This is a genomic window from Salmonella sp. SJTUF15570 (genome assembly GCF_043357055.1).
GTDB classification, from domain to species: domain Bacteria; phylum Pseudomonadota; class Gammaproteobacteria; order Enterobacterales; family Enterobacteriaceae; genus Salmonella; species Salmonella enterica.
Genome location: NZ_JBEUKJ010000016.1, coordinates 16638 through 39376 on the forward strand (window position 1 = coordinate 16638; position 22739 = coordinate 39376).

The 22739-nt window shown below is 53.0% G+C and carries 22 protein-coding genes and 2 pseudogenes; all 24 read left to right on the plus strand.

The window, feature by feature from the left end:
- The first annotated feature begins 171 nt into the window (after window positions 1-171).
- The 24 genes and pseudogenes from tssH (at window position 172) to ABVN44_RS22200 (ending at window position 22738) form a co-directional block, all read left to right on the plus strand.
- Complete coding sequence (gene tssH, locus ABVN44_RS22085; RefSeq protein WP_023232361.1) at window positions 172-2811, plus strand: type VI secretion system ATPase TssH; 2640 nt, start codon at window positions 172-174, stop codon at window positions 2809-2811.
- Between the two features lie 99 nt (window positions 2812-2910).
- Window positions 2911-3453, plus strand: coding sequence for a type VI secretion system contractile sheath small subunit (gene tssB / locus ABVN44_RS22090; protein ID WP_000996815.1), 543 nt, complete (start codon window positions 2911-2913; stop codon window positions 3451-3453).
- 23 nt (window positions 3454-3476) lie between these two features.
- On the plus strand, window positions 3477-4985 hold the full coding sequence (gene tssC, locus ABVN44_RS22095; protein ID WP_000013884.1) for a type VI secretion system contractile sheath large subunit: 1509 nt from the start codon (window positions 3477-3479) through the stop codon (window positions 4983-4985).
- Window positions 4986-4999: 14 nt separating this feature from the next.
- On the plus strand, window positions 5000-5158 hold the full coding sequence (locus ABVN44_RS22100; protein ID WP_001584850.1) for a BPSL0067 family protein: 159 nt from the start codon (window positions 5000-5002) through the stop codon (window positions 5156-5158).
- Window positions 5159-5170: 12 nt separating this feature from the next.
- The gene (locus ABVN44_RS22105; RefSeq protein WP_024148498.1) at window positions 5171-5614 is read left to right on the plus strand and encodes an STY0301 family protein; all 444 of its coding nucleotides are present in this window, start codon (window positions 5171-5173) and stop codon (window positions 5612-5614) included.
- Between the two features lie 253 nt (window positions 5615-5867).
- Window positions 5868-6353, plus strand: coding sequence for an Hcp family type VI secretion system effector (locus tag ABVN44_RS22110; RefSeq protein ID WP_000312802.1), 486 nt, complete (start codon window positions 5868-5870; stop codon window positions 6351-6353).
- Between the two features lie 66 nt (window positions 6354-6419).
- Window positions 6420-6614: pseudogene (locus ABVN44_RS22115) on the plus strand (type VI secretion system lipoprotein TssJ); the annotation flags it as partial.
- 42 nt (window positions 6615-6656) lie between these two features.
- Entirely contained in the window at window positions 6657-7142 is a 486-nt protein-coding gene (locus tag ABVN44_RS22120) for a type VI secretion system amidase effector protein Tae4 (RefSeq protein ID WP_001081550.1), read from the plus strand.
- A complete protein-coding gene (locus ABVN44_RS22125; protein ID WP_000379146.1) occupies window positions 7127-7510 on the plus strand; it encodes a type VI secretion system amidase immunity protein Tai4 in 384 nt (127 codons plus the stop codon). The genes ABVN44_RS22120 and ABVN44_RS22125 overlap by 16 nt, the downstream gene beginning before the upstream one ends.
- A gap of 142 nt (window positions 7511-7652) precedes the next feature.
- Window positions 7653-8138: an Hcp family type VI secretion system effector gene (locus ABVN44_RS22130; protein WP_000119443.1), complete on the plus strand. Its 486-nt coding sequence runs from the start codon at window positions 7653-7655 to the stop codon at window positions 8136-8138.
- 66 nt (window positions 8139-8204) lie between these two features.
- Complete coding sequence (tssJ, locus tag ABVN44_RS22135) at window positions 8205-8741, plus strand: type VI secretion system lipoprotein TssJ (protein WP_023206382.1); 537 nt, start codon at window positions 8205-8207, stop codon at window positions 8739-8741.
- Window positions 8742-8744: 3 nt separating this feature from the next.
- Entirely contained in the window at window positions 8745-10088 is a 1344-nt protein-coding gene (gene tssK, locus ABVN44_RS22140) for a type VI secretion system baseplate subunit TssK (protein WP_000118732.1), read from the plus strand.
- A complete protein-coding gene (gene tssL, locus ABVN44_RS22145) occupies window positions 10085-11389 on the plus strand; it encodes a type VI secretion system protein TssL, long form (RefSeq protein WP_023232363.1) in 1305 nt (434 codons plus the stop codon). The genes tssK and tssL overlap by 4 nt, the downstream gene beginning before the upstream one ends.
- A gap of 4 nt (window positions 11390-11393) precedes the next feature.
- Window positions 11394-12179, plus strand: coding sequence for a Rap1a/Tai family immunity protein (locus tag ABVN44_RS22150; RefSeq protein WP_023232364.1), 786 nt, complete (start codon window positions 11394-11396; stop codon window positions 12177-12179).
- Complete coding sequence (locus ABVN44_RS22155; protein WP_023216589.1) at window positions 12176-12670, plus strand: T6SS effector amidase Tae4 family protein; 495 nt, start codon at window positions 12176-12178, stop codon at window positions 12668-12670. Before ABVN44_RS22150 ends, ABVN44_RS22155 begins: the two co-directional genes overlap by 4 nt.
- Window positions 12671-12906: 236 nt before the next feature.
- A complete protein-coding gene (gene tssM / locus ABVN44_RS22160; protein WP_023232365.1) occupies window positions 12907-16776 on the plus strand; it encodes a type VI secretion system membrane subunit TssM in 3870 nt (1289 codons plus the stop codon).
- Window positions 16776-17543 (plus strand): TagF domain-containing protein, encoded by a 768-nt coding sequence (locus tag ABVN44_RS22165; RefSeq protein WP_023232366.1) that lies wholly within the window; start codon window positions 16776-16778, stop codon window positions 17541-17543. Before tssM ends, ABVN44_RS22165 begins: the two co-directional genes overlap by 1 nt.
- Before the next feature lie 42 nt (window positions 17544-17585).
- Window positions 17586-18056 (plus strand): glucosaminidase domain-containing protein, encoded by a 471-nt coding sequence (locus tag ABVN44_RS22170; protein ID WP_000528843.1) that lies wholly within the window; start codon window positions 17586-17588, stop codon window positions 18054-18056.
- An 88-nt stretch (window positions 18057-18144) separates the two neighbouring features.
- On the plus strand, window positions 18145-18501 hold the full coding sequence (locus ABVN44_RS22175) for a hypothetical protein (RefSeq protein WP_001519428.1): 357 nt from the start codon (window positions 18145-18147) through the stop codon (window positions 18499-18501).
- Window positions 18502-18509: 8 nt separating this feature from the next.
- Window positions 18510-18632 (plus strand): annotated as a pseudogene (locus ABVN44_RS22180) (cytoplasmic protein); the annotation flags it as partial.
- Window positions 18629-19045, plus strand: a complete 417-nt coding sequence (locus tag ABVN44_RS22185; protein WP_001596567.1) for a DUF2195 family protein — start codon at window positions 18629-18631, stop codon at window positions 19043-19045. The pseudogene ABVN44_RS22180 and the gene ABVN44_RS22185, both read left to right, overlap by 4 nt.
- Window positions 19046-19068: 23 nt before the next feature.
- A complete protein-coding gene (locus ABVN44_RS22190; RefSeq protein ID WP_000968384.1) occupies window positions 19069-19590 on the plus strand; it encodes a DUF2778 domain-containing protein in 522 nt (173 codons plus the stop codon).
- A gap of 395 nt (window positions 19591-19985) precedes the next feature.
- Window positions 19986-22220, plus strand: coding sequence for a type VI secretion system Vgr family protein (locus ABVN44_RS22195; RefSeq protein ID WP_023232367.1), 2235 nt, complete (start codon window positions 19986-19988; stop codon window positions 22218-22220).
- 59 nt (window positions 22221-22279) lie between these two features.
- Window positions 22280-22738, plus strand: a complete 459-nt coding sequence (locus ABVN44_RS22200) for a DcrB-related protein (protein ID WP_000186514.1) — start codon at window positions 22280-22282, stop codon at window positions 22736-22738.
- Window position 22739: the final 1 nt, after the last annotated feature.

Sequence of the window (22739 nt, forward strand, 5' to 3'; positions counted from 1 at the left end):
CTTGCTGTTCATTGATTATTTAATATTAACGGCTTAGTTGCTAATTAGTCCCTGATCTGTATCATTGTTTTGTTTCGATATTTTTTCGAGGCTATCAATAAAGAATTGTTTATATATTTATATGCATTGATGCATTATTTTTATGAATTTTTATGTCACAAGGCATAACACATGGAAACTCCTGTTTCACGCAGTGCGTTGTATGGAAAACTGGCCGGCCCACTATTCCGGTCGCTGGAATCGGCAACGGCATTTTGCAAACTACGCTCTAATCCCTGGGTTGAGCTGACTCACTGGCTGCACCAGTTAACACAGCAGCCCGATAACGATATTCTCCACCTTCTTCGGCATTACCAGATCCCTCTTTCTGATGTGGAGAAAGCGTTACTCCGGCAACTGGATATGCTGCCCGCCGGGGCCAGCGCCATTAGTGATTTTTCTCACCATATCGATCTCAGCGTTGAAAAGGCCTGGATGCTGGCGAGCGTCCGTTACGGCGATAACAAAATTCGCAGCGGCTGGTTGCTGCTGGCCTTGTTGACCACGCCAGAACTGCGTCGAGTACTGAGCAGTATCTGCGCGCCGCTGGCCACGCTTCCGGTTGATGAACTGACGGAAATACTGCCCTCGTTGATCGAAACATCGCCGGAAGCGCAGGAGCGCCCTTACGACGGCTCCGGCCTGGCATCAGCCATTCCCGGTGAAAGCAGTCAGGCGATTCCCAACGGCGGGCAGGACGGTAAATCCGCGCTGGCAAAATACTGTCAGGACATGACGGCACAGGCGCGCGACGGCAAAATCGACCCGGTGACGGGGCGTGAGCATGAAATCCGCACCATGACGGATATTCTGCTGCGCCGTCGCCAGAATAATCCACTACTGACTGGTGAGGCGGGCGTCGGAAAGACGGCGGTCGTCGAAGGTTTTGCCCTCGCGATTGCGCAGGGAGAAGTACCGCCCGCGCTGCGGGAAGTACGGCTGCTGGCGCTGGACGTTGGCGCTCTGTTGGCCGGAGCCAGCATGAAAGGCGAGTTTGAATCGCGTCTGAAAGGGTTACTGGAAGAGGCCGGGCGCTCGCCGCAGCCGGTTATTCTGTTTGTCGATGAAGTTCACACTCTGGTGGGCGCGGGCGGCGCATCCGGCACGGGCGATGCCGCTAACCTGCTGAAACCGGCGCTGGCGCGCGGCACCCTGCGGACTATCGGCGCCACCACCTGGAGCGAATACAAGCGGCATATTGAGAAAGATCCGGCGCTGACCCGGCGTTTTCAGGTGTTGCAGATTGCCGAACCGGAAGAGATCCCCGCAATGGAAATGGTGCGTGGTCTGGTGGATACGCTGGAAAAACACCATAACGTACTGATTCTGGATGAGGCGGTACGTGCGGCGGTACAGCTTTCTCACCGCTACATTCCCGCCCGGCAGTTGCCGGATAAGGCTATCAGCCTGCTGGATACCGCCGCGGCCCGCGTGGCGCTGACGCTGCACACGCCGCCTGCCAGCGTACAGTTCCTGCGCCAGCAGCTAAAAGCGGCGGAAATGGAACGGTCGCTGTTGCAGAAGCAGGAAAAAATGGGGATTCAGTCAGATGAGCGGCGCGATGCGCTGACGGCGCGAATTTTCTCGCTCAACAATGAACTGACTGCATCCAGCTCCCGCTGGCAGCGGGAGCTGGAACTGGTACATACGTTGCAGGAACTGCGTGTCGCAGAGTCTGATGCTGATGACAAAACCACGCTGCAACAGGCCGAAACGGCGCTAAGGGAGTGGCAGGGCGACGCGCCGGTGGTGTTCCCGGAAGTCAGCGCGGCGGTTGTCGCGGCGATTGTCGCCGACTGGACCGGTATTCCTGCCGGGCGCATGGTGAAAGATGAGGCCAGTCAGGTGCTGGAACTGCCTGCCCGACTGGCGCAACGCGTTACCGGGCAAGACGGCGCGCTGGCGCAGATTGGTGAACGTATTCAGACCGCCAGGGCGGGACTGGGCGATCCACGCAAACCGGTGGGCGTGTTTATGCTGGCCGGGCCGTCCGGTGTCGGTAAAACCGAAACCGCGCTGGCGCTGGCGGAGGCTATCTACGGCGGTGAGCAGAACCTGATTACCATCAATATGAGCGAGTTCCAGGAGGCTCACACCGTTTCCACGCTGAAAGGCGCGCCCCCCGGCTATGTGGGCTATGGCGAGGGGGGTGTGCTGACGGAAGCGGTGCGTCGCCACCCCTGGAGCGTAGTGCTGCTCGACGAGATCGAAAAAGCGCACCATGACGTCCATGAACTCTTCTATCAGGTGTTTGACAAGGGCGGGATGGAGGACGGCGAGGGTACACATGTCGATTTCAAAAACACCACGCTATTACTCACCACCAACGTGGGTTCCGACCTCATCAGCCAGATGTGTGAAGATCCGGCTTTAATGCCCGATGCTACGGGGCTTAAAGAGGCGCTAATGCCGGAATTGCGCAAGCATTTCCCGGCGGCATTTCTGGGCCGCGTGACGGTGATCCCTTACCTGCCGCTGGATGAAACGTCGCGTGGCGTGATTGCCCGTCTGCACCTTGACCGGCTGGTGGCGCGGATGGGTGAACAGCACGGCGTGACGCTGACGTATAGCGAGGAACTGGTCGCACATATTGTGGCGCGCTGTCCAATGCATGAAACGGGCGCGCGGTTGCTGATTGGCTACATCGAACAGCACATCCTGCCGCAACTGTCGCGCTACTGGTTGCAGGCCATGACGGAAAAAGCCGCTATCAGGCAAATTGATATCGGCGTTAATGGTGATGAGCAGATTGTTTTTGAGATCGTTTGCTGAAACCGGCCGTTCGAAGTGTCCGTAGTGCGATTTTAAAAACTGTACCGGTATACCGCTCCCCTTGCGGCAACCAGTTGACTAAAAAGGAAATGAAGGATTATGGCTATCAACAATAGCGCGCAGAAATTCATCGCGCGCAACCGCGCGCCGCGCGTGCAGATTGAATATGACGTAGAGATTTACGGTTCCGAGAAAAAAATCGAGCTGCCGTTCGTGATGGCGGTGCTGGCCGATCTGGCCGGGAAACCGCGTGAAGAACTGCCGCCGGTGACGGATCGCAAATTCCTCGATATTGATATTGATAACTTCAATGAGCGCATGAAAGCCATTGCGCCGCGCGTGGCGTTCGCTGTGCCGAATACGCTGACGGGTGAAGGTCAGTTGATGGTCGATATCACGCTGGAAAATATGGACGACTTTTCGCCGGCACAGATTGCCCGCAAGGTGGACGCCCTGAACCAGTTACTGGAAGCCCGCACCCAACTGGCGAACCTCCAGACCTACATGGATGGCAAGGCCGGGGCGGAAAATCTGGTCAATAAACTGTTGCAGGACCCGACCCTGCTGAAAACGCTGGCGAATGCGCCGAAACCGGCCGCTACCCAGCAAGGTGTGTCAGCGGATAATGAATCAGCGGAATAATGTCGAATTTTTAAGGAATTTTCATGGCAAACAGTAATATGCAGGCAACCGACGCAGTTGCTCAGGATACCGTCTCCGCATCCGGTGAATTTGATGCGTTGCTGAATCAGGCCTTCCGACCCAAGACTACCCAGGCGGCAAAAGCCGTGGAAGCCGCGGTGCAGACGCTGGCGCAACAGGCGCTGGCGAACACGATCACCGTCAGCGATGACGCCTATAAAAGCATCAGCGCTATTATTGCGCAGATCGACTTTAAACTGACCGAACAGATCAAACTGATCCTGCAACATCCCGACTGGCAGAAGCTGGAATCCTCGTGGCGCGGTATGGAGCATCTGGTTTACAACACCGAGACCGACGAAAAGCTGAAAATTCGCTTCATGAATCTGTCAAAAGATGAATTGCGGCGCAACATGAAGCGTTACAAGGGCATCGCCTGGGATCAAAGCCCGATGTTCAAGAAACTGTATGAAGCCGAATACGGCCAGTTAGGCGGCGAACCTTATGGCTGTATCATTGCGGATTACTACTTCGACCATACACCGCCCGATGTGGATCTGCTTGGCTCTATCGCCAAAGTCGCCGCGTCGGCCCATGCGCCGTTTATTGCCGGGGCTTCCCCCTCGGTACTGCAAATGGACTCTTGGCAGGAGCTGGCGAATCCCCGCGACCTGACCAAAATCGTCACCCAGAACCTGGAATATGCGCCGTGGAACTCGCTGCGGGCCAGCGAAGACTCCCGTTATATTGGCCTGACGATGCCGCGTTTTCTTGCCCGCCTGCCGTATGGCGCAAAAACCAACCCGGTGGACGAGTTTGATTTTGAAGAAGATGCGGATGGTTCTGACCATACCAAATACGTCTGGAGCAACGCGGCCTACGCGATGGGCGTAAACATCAACCGTTCCTTCAAACACTACGGCTGGTGTACGTTGATTCGCGGTGTGGAATCAGGCGGTGCGGTGGAAAATCTTCCCTGCCATACCTTCCCGACTGACGATGGCGGCGTGGACATGAAATGCCCGACCGAAATCGCCATCTCTGACCGCCGCGAGGCTGAACTGGCGAAAAACGGTTTTATCCCGTTGATCCACCGTAAAAACTCAGACTATGCCGCCTTTATCGGCGCACAGTCGCTGCAAAAACCACAGGAATACTACGATCCGGACGCGACGGCCAACGCTAACCTGTCTGCCCGTCTACCGTACCTGTTCGCCTGCTCGCGCTTCGCTCACTTCCTCAAATGTATCGTCCGCGACAAAATCGGTTCCTTTAAAGAGCGTGAGGATATGCAGCGCTGGCTAAATGAATGGATTATGAATTATGTCGACGCCGATCCGGTGAACTCCTCGCAAGAAACTAAAGCCCGTCGTCCGCTGGCTGCCGCTGAAGTAGTGGTGGAAGAGGTCGAAGGCAATCCAGGTTATTACGACGCGAAATTCTTCCTGCGTCCGCATTTCCAGCTTGAAGGGCTGACGGGATCGCTGCGCCTGGTGACAAAACTGCCGTCAGTGAAGCAGGGCAATGCCTGATATATATTTTGTGAATGTTTAAGCGAGTGAAGTCAGAGAAGATAGAGAATATAAAGAGGGATATGAAGAAAAGAATTTCGTCTCGCCCACGGTCTCGTAAAGGTGGGGTACGTAATGATGACACATATCCGAATGCCAGTAACAATGCCGAAGCTTTTTATATTATTGAGTAGGAAATACATATTATGACCATAAGCTCAACTTTTCATCTGTTACCTATTGTTCTGCTCTTTTCACAATATGCTGTGGCCTGGGAAGTCAGTTGCCCGGCTGTTATTGATACTCAGTCTTCTGCTGTGAGCCTGAAGTCTGATGTCCCAGCGGCGTGGCAGCTTTCTCCCCGATATATGTCGCGTTTATGGTTAAGTAGTATTGGGGTAACGCAGGGTAAACCTGAAAACCTGATGGATCTCAAACCAGAGACTAAAAAAGTAAACGGTGAAAATTGGTCTGTATGGGAAACAGAACGTGGTAGCGATAAAGAAACCGATCGCTATTGGGTTTCGTGTATTTATGGTCATGAACAGATATGGTTGACGCAACCAATACCTGCTTCTTCTACTCGCTGTAAGACTCGTAATTTTGAGGGATCGCCAGAAGACCAGTCTGTATCTTTTATCTGTAATTAGCGATTTGAGACGTGAAAATTTCAGTACAGGTTATGGTTTTTATTATCGGAAGTTATGAAGCATTATTTATATGCATTAAATAATGCAAATTCATAAAATAACTAAATACATTATCGGTACCGGAAAAATATACAGTCCTCTGTTCTCCTGAAGTTATTGGAGAAGGATTCTGTACGGCAATGATTTATCTATAAACAAAAAGATATAGATAAAATCAGGTTTATTTTAAGTAAAACTTAATAAGGATATAAAAATGGCTTATGACATTTTTTTGAAAATTGACGGCATTGATGGCGAGTCAATGGATGACAAACACAAAAATGAAATTGAAGTACTGAGCTGGCGCTGGAATATTCATCAGGAATCCACCATGCACGCCGGTAGCGGCCTCGGCTCCGGTAAGGTCTCCGTCACCAACCTGGATTTTGATCACTATATCGACCGCGCCAGCCCGAACCTGTTCAAATACTGCGCCTCCGGCAAGCACATTCCGCAGGCCATTCTGGTTATGCGTAAGGCTGGCGGCAATCCGCTGGAGTACCTCAAGTATACCTTCACCGACCTGATTGTCGCCGTGGTTTCCCCGAGCGGCAGCCACGATGGTGAAATCGCCTCCCGTGAAACGGTAGAGCTTTCTTTCAGCACTGTGAAACAGGAATACGTGGTGCAGAACCAGCAGGGCGGCAGCGGCGGCACTATCACCGCAGGTTACGATTTCAAGGCGAACAAAGAAATTTAACGGCTGTTTTTCCGGCCAGATTTATATCTGGCCGGATTTATTGTTTTGATTTTAAAGGAATTTACAGTGAATGAATGGCGTAACCCCACTCGGTGGTTATGTGCGGTAGCTATGCCTTTTGTACTGCTCCTGCTTTCCGGATGCGGCAGTAGCGATTCGCTACCTGACCCCTAATCGCAGCGGCCTGGCTTGAGCGTGAAAGCATTTTACAAGGTGAATTCTGACAATCAGAAGAAAGCGGCGTCCATGAAGATACGTGTTGAGAATTAATGATCTACACAGAATTTTTAGAGGGTAAGCAAAATGAACAGACCTTCATTCAATGAAGCGTGGTTAGCTTTTAGGAAGGTGAATCATTCCGTCGCTGATGTGGGTAGCATTATTGGTGGAAACGTTGGGAAAAATATAACTGGTGGTTATTTTCAAAATGCCTGCCCTATTCGAATGAGCTATGTTTTGAATGCGACAGGATTCCCAATAGCCCGTAACTCTCCGTATGCAAAGGTTAGTGGTGCCGATAATAAATTCTATATTTATCGCGTGAATGATATGATTGATTATCTTACTCATACTATGGGCAAGCCTGATCTTATTGTTAATAATCCGAAACAGAGTGACTTTATAGGGAAGAAAGGAATTATCGTAGTAAAAGGGCATGGCTGGAGCAATGCCAGAGGACACGTTACATTATGGAATGGCAGTATCTGTTCAGATCAGTGCCACTTATTAAATGACCCAGATAATGGACCATTTGTTCCTGAAGTTGGGACTCTGTGGATACTGCCGTGAAATGGTTAATATTAGTTACTTTCAGCATAAGTGGAATGCTGGTATGGCAGCCATCCTTTGCACAAGAAGCATTGACCACACAATATTCACAGTCGGAACTCTTAAAAAACTGGGCGCTGAGTCATTGTCTGGCATTAGTATACAAAGATGATGTCGTTAAAAACGATGCCAGAGCTACGGCCAGTGCTTACCTTGAATATGGTAAACAATCTGTGGAGATTTACCATGAAATTGATGAGATTGCGAAAAAATATTCAGGGTTGAAATATAACGGCTCGATATCATCAGATTTTAATACCATGAAGTGCATAGATTTTATCCACGACAGGGAATTAAATGAATTAATTAAAAGGCGTGTCGAGAAGTAAAATTCAAAGATATTAAAAGCATACGTTCTCTTGCTCTGATGAATTTATGGGTAAGAAAGAGCTGTACAGGAATAGTTAATCTGTTCACCTAATAAAGCAGATAAATCAGGGCTTAATTTAGGTAGTTAAAAGGATAGTAGATATGTCTTATGACATTTTTCTGAAAATTGACGGCATTGACGGCGAGTCAATGGATGACAAACACAAAAATGAAATTGAAGTACTGAGCTGGCGCTGGAATATTCATCAGGAATCCACCATGCACGCCGGTAGCGGTCTCGGTTCCGGTAAGGTCTCCGTCACTAATCTTTCATTTGAACATTACATCGATCGCGCCAGCCCGAACCTGTTCAAATACTGCTCTTCCGGTAAGCACATTCCGCAGGCCATTCTGGTTATGCGTAAGGCTGGCGGCAATCCGCTGGAGTACCTCAAGTACACTTTCACAGATCTGATTATTGCAATGGTATCGCCCAGCGGAAGCCAGGGAGGGGAAATTGCGTCTCGCGAATCAATTGAACTCTCCTTCAGCACTGTGAAACAGGAATACGTGGTGCAGAACCAGCAGGGCGGCAGCGGCGGCACCATCACCGCAGGCTACGACTTCAAGGCCAACAAAGAAATTTAACGGTTGTTTTTCCGGCCAGATTTATATCTGGCTGGATTTATTGTTTTGATTTTAAAGGAATTTACAGTGAATAAATGGCGTAACCCCACTCGGTGGTTATGTGCGGTAGCTATGCCTTTTGCACTGCTCCTGCTTTCCGGATGCGGCAGTAGCGATGCGTTACCTGACCTCGAATCACAGCGACTCGACCTGAGCGTGAAAGCCTCCGATAAGGTGAATCCTGACAATCAGAAGAAGGCCGCGCCCATTGAGATACGTGTTTATGAACTAAAAAATGACGCCGCTTTCACGACAGCTGATTACTGGTCGCTCCATGACAACGACAAATCCGTCCTTACCGACGATTTAGTGCGTCGCGACAGCTTTATTTTGCGTCCCGGCGAAGAGAAAAAACTGCGTCGCCCGCTGAATGCGCAGACCACGGCAATCGGCGTACTGGCCGGATACCGTAACCTGGCCAAATCGGTCTGGCGGGTAACCTACAAAATTCCGGAAGCCCCGGAAAAAGCCTGGTACAGCAGCTTCATATCGGGGAAAGGAAAAGTGCAGTTGGAGGCGGAACTGGAACAAAGCGCCATTGTAATTACGGAACGGGATAAATGAATTATGAGCTGGAATGACCGCGTAGTCTGGAGTGAAGGACAATTTTTACTGCCGCAGATGTTTCAGCAGCAAGAGCGTTATCTGGAACACGTCATGCATTACCGCAGCCTGCCGCTGACCCCCTTTTTCTGGGGATTCAGCCACTACAATATTGATGGCGAAGCGCTGAACATCGGTAAACTGATACTGAAAGAGGCATCAGGGATTTTTCCTGACGGCACGCCGTTTAACGCACCGGACCACACCCCGCTGCCGCCGCCGCTGACCATCCTGCCGGAGCACCTGAACCAGCAGATTTGTCTGGCGGTACCGGTACGCGCGCCGAACAGCGAAGAAACCACGTTTGACAATAACCCGGAATCACTGGCGCGTTTCTCGGTACATGAACACGACATCCGCGACGCCAACTCGCTGGGACGTGGCGCGCAGTTATTACAGCTCAGTCACCTGCGCCTGCGGCTGCTGCCGGAAAAAGCGGTGACGGGCGCCTGGATTGGCCTGCCGCTGACCCGCATCACCGGGCTAAACCCTGACGGGCGGATAGATATCGACCACGACCTGATCCCGCCCATCATTAATTATCAGGCCAGTTCACTGATGTGTACCTGGCTGTCGTGGATCAACGATCTCATCCGAATGCGGGCCGATTCGCTGGCGGAACGGCTGACAGGCAGCGACAACCACGGCCATGAAGCAGCGGAGGTCTCCGATTACCTGCTGTTGCAAATTCTCAATCGCTTTGAGCCGCTGTTGACCCACCTGGCGAAAACGCCGCTGGCCCCGGAAGTGTTGTATCGCTACCTGTCCGAACTGGCCGGGGAACTCTCCACCTATGTGCGTCCACAAACGCGACGGCCCGCTGAATACAAAGAGTACAAACACCTGACGCCCTATGCCGGGTTGAAATCGCTGGTTGATGAGGTGCAGTTCCTGCTGAATGCGGTACTGATCCGGGGCGCGCAGCGCATCGAACTGAAAGAGGGGACTTACGGCATCCTGAATGCGGTGGTGGCTCCTTCCGATCTTGCCGATTTCAGCACGCTGGTACTGGCGATAAAGGCTTCAATGCCGACCGATGTGCTACTGCAACATTTTGCCGCCCAGACCAAAATCGGGCCATCCGATCGCCTGCCGGAACTGATCCGCTCGCATCTGCCGGGGCTGGCTTTGCAGGTTCTGCCTGTACCACCGCGCCAAATCCCGTTTCAGGCCGGATACATCTATTACGACATCCGCCGCGAGGGAGCATTGTGGGAACACATTGCCCGTTACGGCGGGATGGCCATGCATACCGCCGGGGAATTTCCGGGGCTGGAGACAGAACTGTGGGGAGTGCGCGATAAATGACAGACAGTACCCTGACGCCGCCAGCGGCGGACATGATGTCCTTTTTGTCCACCACGCCGGAGCATAAGGACAGTGAATATGAAACGCCGGTACACACCAGCCAGCGCACGGAACTCAATGTCATCGTTGAAGACGGTCCGGACAGCAAACTTCGGCTGGCTGAAATCAGCTCGGCGGCTAATCCGTTGCTCGCCGCTGCCCGGCCTTTATTGTGCGCTCTCGCAGCCATGCCCGCTAAACTGGATGCGGCCCTGGTAGAGCCTTACCGTAATCTGTTGGTACGCGAGATGCATCTGTACCAGACATTATGCGATCAGGCGAACCTGCGGCGCGAGCACGTACTGGCGGTACGTTACTGCCTGTGTACGGCGCTTGATGAAGCCGCCAATAACACAACCTGGGGACGGCGCGGCATCTGGGCCGGAAAAAGCCTGCTGGTAACATTTCATGGTGAAAGCGAAGGCGGGATAAAACTTTTCCAGATCATCGGGCGTCTGGCGGCCAGCTTCCAGGAGCATGGCAACGTACTGGAGGTTATCTACCACCTGCTGGGGCTGGGATTTGAAGGCCGCTACAGCGTGCAGCCAGACGGGCGTAAGCAACTGGACAATATTCGTCAGCAACTGCTGACACAGCTTTCACAGCGTCGCGATCCGGTCATGCCCGCGCTCTCGCCTGACTTTCAGGGGGCGATAAGCGGACGACTGCGGCGGATGCGCCGGGTGCCGGTCTGGCTGAGCGCCGGGATAGCCCTGTTGGCGATGCTGACGCTGTTTGGCCTTTACAGCCACCGGATGGATGTGCAGACCGTCACCGTACAACAGCATATTGATGCGATTGGTATAAAACTGCCGCCGCCGCCCGTGCCGGTTCATAAGCTGCGGCTGAAAATCCTGCTGGCAAACGAAATCGCCCGTGGCCTGCTGACCGTGGACGAAGATGACCAGCACAGTAGGGTGGTCTTCCGTGGCGACGCCATGTTTGTACCGGGACAAAAAACGGTGAGTGACGCAATCCGGCCAGTGATTAACAAAGCGGCGCGGGAAATCGCCCGCGTGGGCGGCGCAGTCACTGTAACGGGTCACACTGACAGCCAGCCCATTCATTCGGCTGAATTCCCATCCAACCTGGTGCTGTCGGAAAAACGGGCGGCGGAAGTTGCGGCGTTGCTGACCTCCGGCGGCGTACCTGCCGGACGGGTACATATCGTCGGCAAGGGCGATACGGTGCCGGTGGCGGATAACGGCAGTAAAGCCGGGCGGGCGAAAAACCGTCGGGTGGAAATTCTGGTAGTGGAGTGAATGAATGATGAAAAAATCAACCTATGATGTGTCTCATCATTCGGCAGTATGTGGCGTGACGGGGGATTATTATCGGATCTCAGCGACATATCACATAAAACGATCTATCCGTGTTTTTTTGATCATTTTATGTTGTTTATTACCCGGTGGCGTTTTTGCCGGGTCCCTGATTAACGCTGGATTCATTTCCCCCGATAATGTCAACCTCAGTATACGGGATTTTCTGGGATTTTATGCCAGTGATAACTTACAGGAAAAAGATAATACACTGATGTATGTGTTGGGGGTAGCGGATGCCACAGAAGGTAAGACGTGGTGTGGATATGGTCAGGTTGACAGTATAACAATAAACCATACTGTGCTGGCCTGGCTTGATCGGTACTCTGTGAAAAAGCCTGATGCAAGAGCTTCGGTGCTGATAGAGGAAGCATTAGTTAAAAATTTCCCCTGTCAGGGGACTGAACCCTCCGTAAAAATTGCTTCCCGGTCATCTCCTGTGTTATCCCTGACGCCGGATGCGCTTAATCTTTCAGGTAATGACTTTTTTAAATTTTGGGTATCTGGTAATCAACTGGATAAACTCAGGGCGGGTATCTATCTGCTTGGCGTGGAGGATGCAACGGAGAAAAAACTATGGTGTGGATACGATTTATTTAAGACGCTAACATTAAATGAAATTGTCTATGTTTTTCTTAAAAATAAAACACATAAAGAACTTAATTCTCGCGCGGCTGAGCTTATTATGGATAAATTAATTAAATATTCATGTGATACAGGGGTTAAAAAATGAAACCTTTATTCTCAGTGCTAAAGTCTAATCATAATTCATCATCTTTTGAAAGTCCTGATTTTGTTGATTCGAAAGATTTCTATGCAGGCATTGGTTATGACCAGGGGAAACTTGGTGCTCAGTTTGAAAATACCTGTGCGGCCCGTATGAGCGTGGCATTAATTAAATCAGGTGTGAAGTTTAAAGGCCGTCTTCTCCCGATAAAAGAGGGCAAGTGGAAGGGCCGGAGCATTGAAACAGGCGCTAAAAATCTGGCAGATATACTTTCGCAGGCAACTGTTTTCGGTAAACCTGCGGTCTGGCGTGATCCGACTAAATTTCAGACAGAACTGGGTAATAAAAAAGGTGTGGTCTTCTTCTGGAAAATTGATGGATATAATGGTGGGAGTGGTAGTCATATCGATCTGATTGAGCCGACCAGTGCCGGGGCAGTATGTCATTCACACTGTTATTTTACCTGTAAGCAAATTTGGTTCTGGGAATTACGCTAAAATTCTGAAATTCCGTTCGTGTGATTTGAGTGAAATGGAATGTAATAATGCCGGAATTCTGAAGGGTTGAGAGACGAAAACACACGTTCAGGGTCCGTGAAGTATTTTTGACTTCCGGATTTATTATTTTTCAAGAGCTTTCTATATTTTTTTTAAATTAATTACGGTAACGGGAGATTGTTTTCTGGTCTCAGCGCTTTGCTGTTACTGATTATTGGGTGGCGAGTCGAAATATAATGCAAAAATTTCTCAGTCTGCTTTTTTCCCGGCGCGCGCTGGCGATTGTGGGCGTTCTGGTTCTGGCGCTGCTGGTCTGGTTTGTCGGGCCGCTGGTGTCATTTGATACCCTGCGCCCGCTGGCCTCCGTGGGTAGCCGGGTAGTGACCATTGCCCTGTTGCTGATGCTGCTGGTACTGTGGCTGGTCAACTGGTCGATGAGTATCATCGGCATCAGTGTCCTGTGCCTGGCGATTGGCTTCGTCACACCGCTGCTGGCCCTGGGCGATGTCCATCCGTTTGCGCCGCTGTGGGTCCGCCTGACATTAATTGGTTTCATCCTGTTGGTGTATGCGCTGTACGGCCTGTACCGGCTGTGGCGTGCGCTGCGTATGGATGAACAACTGCTGCGTCGCTTCCTGCATCCGCGCGGGGAAGAGGTACCGGTGGCAGGCGAGATCAAAGCCGACCTGCGCACCGTCAACCATATTGTCACGCAGGCCATCCGGCAGCTGCGGCAGTTGCGGGTGGATATGCCTGGCTGGCGTAAAATCTTCGAGGGAAAACGCTTTCTGTATGAGCTGCCGTGGTTCATGGTGGTCGGCAGTCCCGGCGACGGCAAAACCACGGCCCTGCTGAACACCGGATTGCAGTTCCCGCTGGCGGAGCAAATGGAGCAGACCTCGCGTATCCTGACAGTACCGGGTGGCGGCACGCTACACTGCGACTGGTGGTTTACCAACGAAGCGGTGTTGATTGATACCGCCGGACGCTACGCCCGCCACGATGACGGCGGCGAAGCGAGCGCCGCGCAGCGTAACGCCGGAGAGTGGCAGGGCTTTCTCGGTCTGCTGCGTAAACATCGCCCCGGCGCGCCGCTTAACGGCGTGATCCTGACGCTAAACGTGGCGGATTTAACCGCACAGTCACCGGCGGAACGCCTGGCGGCCTGCGCCGCTCTGCGGGCGCGACTGGCAGAACTGCGCGAGACCCTGGGGATTCGCTTTCCGGTCTATCTGGTGGTCACCAAAATGGATTTGTTGCCGGGGTTCAGCGAGTATTTTCGTACGCTGACCAGCCATCTTCGCGCACAAATCTGGGGCTTCACGTTGCCGTACAGCCGCAGGCGAAAAGCGGGCGACCCGCAGGCGCTGCACGCCGCCTGCGCGCAGGAGCTGGCGCGCCTGACGCTGCGGTTGGATCAGGGACTGGATACCCGGTTACAGGAAGAGTACGACCTTAAAAGCCGCCAGCGGCTGTATACCTTCCCGCGTGAGTTCGCCGCCCTCGGCGAGCCGTTGCTGGAGGCTATTGAACAGATCTTCCTCGATTCAAAATTCGATGCCACGCAACTGAATAACACGCTGCGCGGGGTCTTTTTCACCAGTGCCGCGCAGGCGCAGGCCGACGCCGTGGCCGACCAGTTGAGTATCTGGCAGCGCTTTGTCCGGGCGATAAAAACCGCCCGTGGCGAATCATCCGCCTCTCTCCCGCACGCTCTGCCGGACGGCAACCGTAGCTACTTCCTGCATGACCTGCTGACACAGTTTATTTTCCGTGAAGCGCACCTGGTGGAGCCAAACCTCCAGTGGGCCTGGCGTTACCGCCTGCTGCGCCTCGGCGGGCACCTGCTGGTACTGGTGCTGGCATTCCTGTTGTGGCAGGGGATGCAGACCAGCCAGCAGACCAACGGCGACTATCTGAATGAAATCAGCGCCCGCGCGACCCGGCTGGACGGTGATGTGAAAGCCTACACCGGTAAACCGGCGATGGCTCCCGTCCCGGCACTGCTGGACAGCGCAAGGGAACTGTCCGCCTGGCCGGAACTGGACCCGGACGCGCCGCCGCTGACCTGGCGCTACGGCCTGTACAGCGTACCGCCGGTAACCGACAGCGTGGCGTCGCTGTACAACCGCCTGCTGGATCAACTGCTGCTGCCGCCGCTGGTGAAACGGATGGAGTATGTGCTGGCGGACGCCATTGCCCGTCAGGACAGTAAAGCGGCCTACGATGCCCTGCGCATCTATCTGCTACTGAATCTGGATAAAGATCACGAAGATAAATACAACGCGGCGGAGATCCAGTCGTGGGTGATTAACGATCTGGGGAACAGCGACAGTGTGGCCGGGTTCGGCGGGCGCGCCGCCGTGCTGACGCATATCGAAGCGCTGTTTGACGGCAGCCGGGTGGTGCATTCACCGTATGAGAAAAATGAGGCGCTGATCCGTCAGGCGCGGGCATTCCTCGACGGTCACACCAGTACCGAGCGTATCTATGCGCGGGCGCTGGCGGCAATGGAGAGCGAAGCGCCGCAGGAGTTCACGCTGGTACGCGCTGTGGGCGCGGATGCGGGAACGGTGTTTGTGCGTAGCAACGGCGCGCCGCTGGATCGGGGCGTGCCGGGTATTTTTACCCGTGAAGGTTACCGGGAGCTGTTCGACAAACGATTACCGGAATTTGTGGCGGCGGCGACGGCGAACGATGGCTGGGTGATGGGCCGGGAGAGTACGCCAAAAAAGCTGACTGACAGCCTGCGCAGCCAGATACCGGGGCAGGAGCAGTCTGTCGCCCGCGAAGTCCGCCGTTTGTACCTGACGGAATATGCCCGCCGCTGGCAGGATTTTCTGGACAGTATCCATAGTATCAACAGTGCCGGGGAAGAGGGCAGTTCCGGCCTGGCCTATGATTTACAGGTGCTGCGCACCCTGGCGTCGCCGGACTCACCGCTGATGCGGCTGGGAAAAGCGGTGGTGGAGCAGACCACGCTGGTGCCGCCGCCGGACCCGCAGGCCAGACAGAAACAGCTGGCGCAGCGCGCGTCCGGTAACGCGGGGAAAGTGGTACAGACGGCAAAACTGTTCCAGGATATTCACCCGGAAGAACGGCTGGAAAAAACGCTGGTGGATGACCGTTTCGCCGCGCTGCGCGAGGTCATTGCCGGGCGGACGGACGGCGGACAGAGCGGCGGTGGGACGATGCAGATCGCTTCGCTGCTGACCATGCTCAACGAGTATTACACCCAACTGACCATTGCTGATAGCGCGCTGGCGGCGGGGACGTTGCCAGCGCGCATTACTGCCGCAGACAAGTTGCAACTGGAGGCGGCGAAACTGCCTGCGCCGCTGAAAAACATCCTGCTGGATCTGACGAAGCAGGGAACGCGCAAAATCAACGCCGGGACCGGCGACGTGCTGAACACCCAGATGGAGGCGATGATGGGCGACGACTGCCGTGACGCCATCGACGGGCGCTATCCGTTCGCCGACAGTCCGCAGGAGGTCAGCGCCGAGGACTTTAACCGCATCTTCGCCAGCGGCGGCGTACTGGATGCTTTCTGGAGCAAACAACTGGCTCCGCTGGCGGACACCGCCAGCGACCCGTGGCGCTACAAACCGACCGAAGGCAACATGACGTTGCAGGGGCCGGATTTAACGCCGTTTCAGCAGGCGAAGCAGATCCGCAGCGTATTTTTTAACAGCGAGGGCGGGAAAAAATTTTCCTGGTCGATGCAGATTAGCGTGGTGGATATGGACCCGGCCATCACGGAACTGGTGATTGATATCGACGGCCAGGTGCTGCGCTACGCCCATGGTCCGGACCGGCCCCTGAAAGTGACGTGGCCGGGACCGCGCAACGGCTCGATGGCGGAAATCACCGCCAGCCCGCGTATTCGCCAGGACACCTCAACGCTACTGACCGGCGGGCCGTGGGCGCTGTTTCATCTGCTGGACGCCGGAATGGTACAGGAAACGGCGGTGCGGGGGCGTCAACTGGTGGAATATGATTTTGACGGTCGCCGGGTGGTGCTGGAAATCACCGCCGGGCGGGATTTTAACCCGGTCAGCCGGGAGCTGTTGCAGAACTTCAGTTGTCCGGCGAGGGCGTTGTAATGCGCCGGCCAGCGGTAGTATCAGCCCCGGCGATGTTCGGCAGGCTGCCGGACCAGCGCGACTATGTGCGCTGGCGGGTGGGCGCTGAAGAGGGACGAATATGGCAGGACTGGCTGAACCGCCAGACATGGGTGGGCAGCGGGCGGCATATCGTGTTGCCGGAAGGCCAGACGACCGATGAAGAACGTGACGACTGGATGCACCTGTCGCCGCGTGGCGAACATGATATGCCCGCGCCGGAACACCATCCGCTGCCGTGGAGCTTTGTGATGTCGCCGGGATTTTTGCCGATGGGTGGGACGACTGACTGGCTGACCGGAGTGCTGATGGCGTCACGGGATAGCGTGGGACGCCCGTGGCCGCTGGTGATTTACCAGCGCTGCGGTCGGGAGTGGCTGGACGAGAGTTTGCAGGAGACGCAGGGCTGGCTGTACTGGCTGGCGAGGCTGGCGGCGCAGCATATCACGCCGGACACGATGCGGCGCGGGCGGCTGACCGAGCAAGTGGACCAGCTATGGGCGATGTGGCAGCCGGGGCCGTGGTGGGCGCAGTGGCTGCGCGGGTTACGACGTACATCGCAGCGCAGCCGGGAATTGACCGGGCTGCCGGATGAAGCACCGGTAGTAGAACTGCCGGGCGTGCGTTATCTGCCGTGGCCGGGCTGGCCGGGTAAGACGCTGGGGCAGGCAACACCGGGGCAAGGCTGGTTCTGGCAGCAGAACAGTGAAGGGCGGTATGTGGATGCGCTGCGACTGGCGGAGAAATAATGAACATGGTGGTTTTAAAAACATCTGCTAAGGAATGAAGAAATGGGTAATTATGATAAAGCGTGTAATAACGTGGGTGCGGTAAGATTTGTCCAGGAGCACATGAAGGTTTGTGAGATAATTGCAAAAGAGCTTGACGTACCGGTAGAGAATATACTGGGTCTTGCTGCTGCCGAAAGTCAATATGGTACAGGTCGTATTGCCAGGGAATATAATAATTACTTTTCTCTCCAGGCTCCTGCATCATTTCAGTCAGGTCGGGTTCATCCAAAGGATAGTAACAAAACTTGGGTGGCTATTTTTTCTTCGTTTTCAGTTTGTGCGCGATCTTTTGCTGTCAAGTATGGTGACGCTGTTCGGGGGAAAAAAGATGCTCTGGCCTTCTCTGAAGCTCTGGTAGCAGCTGGGTTTAATTCAGGATCTCATATTACTGGTGGTACGGATAATTACGCCAGGATAACTGCTGGAATAATTATTATGGTCGGTCGGAGAATAGCATGCCCCGTAAAATAATGCTTGTTTTTTTCTCTTTATATCTGAGTTCTGTTATGCCCAAGCGGTTGTATCTGAATTTAATTTGTCAGATATAAATCGCGGTGGAATGACGAAAGCACAGGCAGAAAAACTACTCATTATTGCACTTAAATATCAAAAATATGATTTATCGCTGGATGGCGTTTTTGTTGACGGTGATTTGCAGGATAAACACGGAAATCCTCCCCATCCGGGATATTATGATTTTAGCCTTGGCTATGATACACCGACTGCCGGAGCAATCGATTATTGGGGACTGTTTTCAGTAAGTTCTCAAACTGGTGATATATGGGAAATAAATAAATGTGAGAGAGTTATATTTCCGCAGTTGCAAAAAATACAACAAGAAATAATGAAAAAAACTGGCGCGACATTTGCCAGTGAAGTGGTACAGCGCCGGGGGCTGGGCTGTACAGATGAATAGCGGGATAGTTGGATCTACCGGGCATACGTTACCTGCCAGGGCAAGGCTGGTTCTGGCAGCAGAACAGTGAAGGGCGGTATGTGGATGCGCTGCGACTGGTGGATGAAAAAAATAGAGGTCAGATGCTGTGAAAAAGTACGCTGTAGAGGTTCTGTTTATGTCTGCCTGTGCAGGAATGTTCCTGCCCGTATTTGCCTGGGGCGGAACAGATGTAAACATTGATAACCCGCTGGCGGAGTGTGTGGATATCCATCCCGTTCATCGTCAGGAAATGGATAACCTTACCATTCTGAAAACAACGGTCACACTGAAAAAAAGTACCGGTGAATGTGGCTGTTTCTCAACATTAATCAACTATACCAGCTTACTGGCGCAGGATGTTGAGGGTTACGGACGCGGAAGTGCATATTCCCTTCAGGAGGGGAATATCTCACTGGCGAAGATGCAGGGACGTTATCCTTTCAGCTTTGTATTATCGGTGGATAACCAGTCTGTACGGGATCAGAAGCTGGCGCTAATGATACGTTGTACACCACCGCTGTAATACACAGAATAGTCAGGGAGAAGATGATGGCGGTAAGACTGACTTTTGACGGGCAAAAGCTGACATGGCCTGGTATCGGGATATTTAAGGCGACCACGGGGTTACCGGATTTACAGTGGCCAGATAAACAGTGTGTGCCGGATGCGGCGATACCGGAAGGGAATTATAAATTGTTTATTCAGTTTCAGGGGGAGGCACCGATAAGAAATGCTGCGGATTGTGATCTGGGACCATCATGGGGCTGGAGTACCATTCCGCGAGGCCAGGCTGCCGGAACATGTGAGATATACTGGGCGAACTGGGGATATAACCGTATCCGGCTGGAATCAGCGGATGAGAAGACCCGAAAAGCCTGTGGGGGCAAGCGGGGTGGTTTTTATATCCATGATTCCACCAAAGGTTACAGTCATGGTTGTATTGAAGTGGAACCGGTGTTTTTCCGTATTCTGAAACAGGAGACGGAAAAAGAAAATGGTGAAAAGACATTTACGGTTAATGTTAAGTATGTTTCTGGTCAGCAAACGAATGGTGGAACAAAACAATAATACCGTTAAAACCGGATGAAATTATCGTGTCTGGACGTGCTGTGGTTGACAATCATTACAATGGTGGCCAGATAAGTAACGAGCACCAATGATAAAGTATATGACTGGCGGTGTGCTGGTTATTAATCAAATTTTTATAAAATGCAATGCGAATCTGGTAAGCGTAATAAAAATAAAATCATAATATTGTTATATTCATTTCCTTATTTATGTAATTCAGTATTTATGTTATGTCTAATTTTTGTGTTTTTATTTTCATGGCTCTTGTCAGCAATATACCCTGTTCTTCTGGTAAATATTTAAATATAACAGGCTGGTTGCATTATAAAGTGCGGGGCACTGTTTCCTGACGGTGAGTCTATTTATTTTAATCCGGTATTAAAGGAGTCACTACCATGAGTTTTGTATCCACAAATAATAAATCCGGTATAGGAGGGCTGACGACAACCACGCCGCCGATAACCGGAGAAAGTGGCGGTGTCACCGCAGATTCAGTCGCCGGAAGCGTGGCAGATGCGGCGGAAGCCGCTGTGGAACAGGCTGCGGGATCGCTGTTTGGCGCATTGCCGGAGCCATCAGGACTGGTGAAAGCCGCGGTGGCAGCGGCGCAGGCTGCCGCCGCCGCAGGTATGGCGCAGGATGCGGTATCGGCCATCGTCTCCGCTGTTGCAGGCGGGCCGGGGGCGCATAATGTGACGGTCAGCGGCAGCGCCGTACCGCCGGGCGCATTACTGTTCGCCAGCCTGGACGGCGGCGAAACATTAAGTGAACTGTTCAGCTATGTGGTACAGCTAAAAACGCCCGACACCCTGAATCTGGGCTATGTCTCCCCGGCGGCCAACCTGCCGCTCAAACCGATGGTGGGCAAAGATCTATGCGTCAACATCGAACTGGATGGTGGCGGTAAACGGCATATCAGCGGGCTGGTCACGGCGGCGCGGGTGGTGGGCCATGAAGGGCGTTCGGTTACCTATGAGCTGCGTATGGAGCCGTGGGTAAAACTGCTGACCCATACCAGCGACTACAAAGCATTCCAGAATAAAACCGTGGTGGATATTCTGGATGAAGTGCTGGCGGAATACCCCTACCCGGTGGAAAAGCGGCTGGTGGAAAGCTACCCGGTACGTACCTGGCAGGTGCAGTACGGTGAAACTGATTTTGATTTTCTTCAGCGACTGATGCAGGAGTGGGGCATCTACTGGTGGTTTGAGCACAGCGAGGACAGCCACACGCTGGTGCTGGCGGATGCCATCAGCGCCCACAAAGCATGTCCGGACTCGCCGCTGGTCGAGTGGCACCAGGAAGGGCTGAAGCTGGACAAGGAGTTTATCCACACTATCACGGCAAACGAGAGTCTGCGGACTGGCCAGTGGGTGCTGGATGATTTCGATTTTACGAAGCCACGTTCATTGCTGGCAAACACGGTGGCAAACCCGCGTGAAACCGGTCATGCCACCTACGAGCATTATGAGTGGCCGGGAGACTACTTCGACAAGAGTGAAGGCGAGATGCTGACGCGCATTCGTATGGAAGCGCAGCGCAGCCCCGGCAGTCGGGTGCTGGGGGGAGGGAATATCCGCACACTCATGACCGGTTATACCTTCACGCTGGAAAACTATCCCACCGCCGAAGTCAATCAGGAATACCTGCTGATGCAGACCTTGCTGTTTGTGCAGGACAACGCGCAGCACAGCGGGCAGGACCAGCACTTTACCTTTTCCACCCGTTTTGAACTGCACCCCACCCGCGAGGTGTACCGCCCGCAGCGGACGGTGAGCAAACCCCACACCAAAGGGCCGCAGAGCGCCATCGTCACCGGCCCGGCGGGCCAGGAAATCTGGACGGATCAGTACGGGCGGGTAAAGGTACAGTTTGGCTGGGATCGCTACGGCAAAATGGATGAAAACAGCTCCTGCTGGATACGCGTCAGCTACCCGTGGGCGGGCAAAGGCTTCGGGATGATCCAGATCCCGCGTATCGGCCAGGAAGTGCTGGTGGATTTCAAAAACGGCGATCCGGATCTGCCGATCATCGTGGGGCGTACCTACAACCAGGACACCATGCCGCCGTGGGGACTGCCGGGCGCGGCAACACAGAGCGGGATATACAGCCACACTATCGGCGGCGGACCGACCAATGCCAACGCCCTGCGTTTTGAAGATAAACCCGGTAGTGAAGAGGTCTGGCTACATGCTGAAAAAGATCAGCGTATTGAAGTTAATAATAATGAAAGTCACTGGGTGGGGAATAATCGGGTTAAGGTCATTGATCAGTCAGAAATAGCCACTATTGGCGCTGTCCGCGACCATAAAGTTCAGTATGACGATACCTCTCTGGCCGGAGGAAATAAAACCATTCAGACGGTAAAAGAGTTATATCTGGCAGCGGGTGATTCTATTACTCTGAGTTGTGGTGACACCGTTCTGTACATGAGCAGTAAGGGGGAATTTTACGTAACCTGTAAAACGTTCAATATTACTGCAACAGATGCCGATGGTCAGATTAATACTATAAAAGGGCAGCTGGATTTAAATATGGATAAAAGAGAACCCAAAGTGGGAACATTTGGTGAGTCAGAAAAAACAGCAATGGCAGCAGTAATTAAGGAAACTTTTCCACCCAAAGAATAGTTTTTATTTTAGTGCCGGACTTATCAACACTTTCAGACCAAAAAGGATTTTATATAATCATGACGAACTATTATATCAACGAAGCCATCTTGAGTTTCTCCGGTAATATATCCCAGGACAGCACCCTCAATATGATCCGCCTGAGCGATCCGGATGCGGCGCTGATTATCAGCCGCGGCAAAATGCAGGACGGTGATGAACTGGCGTCCCAGGTTGAACAACAGATGAAAAAACTGGAAAAGCAGGTTAAGGAACTGCGTTATACGCCAGCACAGGTTGTCCGGCTGGGTATTGACGGGAAAATGGAAGGGCTGGAAATACAGAGTCAGTTCATCCGGGGTAATGAGCATGTATATCAGTACCAGGCGGTATTTGTGCTACAGAGCAGCCGGGTAATGATGGCCCTGACCTATGCCCGCTCAACAGCGTTAACCGAAGTGGATAGGGTGCGCTGGGCGGATATCAAAAAGAATCTGCGTTTCAGGTTGGACCCGGAAAACACGGCAACCGGACAATAAC

Coding starts and splice junctions, on each gene's coding strand:
- tssH (WP_023232361.1), top strand. CDS start 172: ATGGAAACTCCTGTTTCACGCAGTGCGTTGTATGGAAAACTGGCCGGC.
- tssB (WP_000996815.1), top strand. CDS start 2,911: ATGGCTATCAACAATAGCGCGCAGAAATTCATCGCGCGCAACCGCGCG.
- tssC (WP_000013884.1), top strand. CDS start 3,477: ATGGCAAACAGTAATATGCAGGCAACCGACGCAGTTGCTCAGGATACC.
- ABVN44_RS22100 (WP_001584850.1), top strand. CDS start 5,000: ATGTTTAAGCGAGTGAAGTCAGAGAAGATAGAGAATATAAAGAGGGAT.
- ABVN44_RS22105 (WP_024148498.1), top strand. CDS start 5,171: ATGACCATAAGCTCAACTTTTCATCTGTTACCTATTGTTCTGCTCTTT.
- ABVN44_RS22110 (WP_000312802.1), top strand. CDS start 5,868: ATGGCTTATGACATTTTTTTGAAAATTGACGGCATTGATGGCGAGTCA.
- ABVN44_RS22120 (WP_001081550.1), top strand. CDS start 6,657: ATGAACAGACCTTCATTCAATGAAGCGTGGTTAGCTTTTAGGAAGGTG.
- ABVN44_RS22130 (WP_000119443.1), top strand. CDS start 7,653: ATGTCTTATGACATTTTTCTGAAAATTGACGGCATTGACGGCGAGTCA.
- tssK (WP_000118732.1), top strand. CDS start 8,745: ATGAGCTGGAATGACCGCGTAGTCTGGAGTGAAGGACAATTTTTACTG.
- tssL (WP_023232363.1), top strand. CDS start 10,085: ATGACAGACAGTACCCTGACGCCGCCAGCGGCGGACATGATGTCCTTT.
- ABVN44_RS22150 (WP_023232364.1), top strand. CDS start 11,394: ATGATGAAAAAATCAACCTATGATGTGTCTCATCATTCGGCAGTATGT.
- ABVN44_RS22155 (WP_023216589.1), top strand. CDS start 12,176: ATGAAACCTTTATTCTCAGTGCTAAAGTCTAATCATAATTCATCATCT.
- tssM (WP_023232365.1), top strand. CDS start 12,907: ATGCAAAAATTTCTCAGTCTGCTTTTTTCCCGGCGCGCGCTGGCGATT.
- ABVN44_RS22165 (WP_023232366.1), top strand. CDS start 16,776: ATGCGCCGGCCAGCGGTAGTATCAGCCCCGGCGATGTTCGGCAGGCTG.
- ABVN44_RS22170 (WP_000528843.1), top strand. CDS start 17,586: ATGGGTAATTATGATAAAGCGTGTAATAACGTGGGTGCGGTAAGATTT.
- ABVN44_RS22175 (WP_001519428.1), top strand. CDS start 18,145: ATGACGAAAGCACAGGCAGAAAAACTACTCATTATTGCACTTAAATAT.
- ABVN44_RS22190 (WP_000968384.1), top strand. CDS start 19,069: ATGATGGCGGTAAGACTGACTTTTGACGGGCAAAAGCTGACATGGCCT.
- ABVN44_RS22195 (WP_023232367.1), top strand. CDS start 19,986: ATGAGTTTTGTATCCACAAATAATAAATCCGGTATAGGAGGGCTGACG.
- ABVN44_RS22200 (WP_000186514.1), top strand. CDS start 22,280: ATGACGAACTATTATATCAACGAAGCCATCTTGAGTTTCTCCGGTAAT.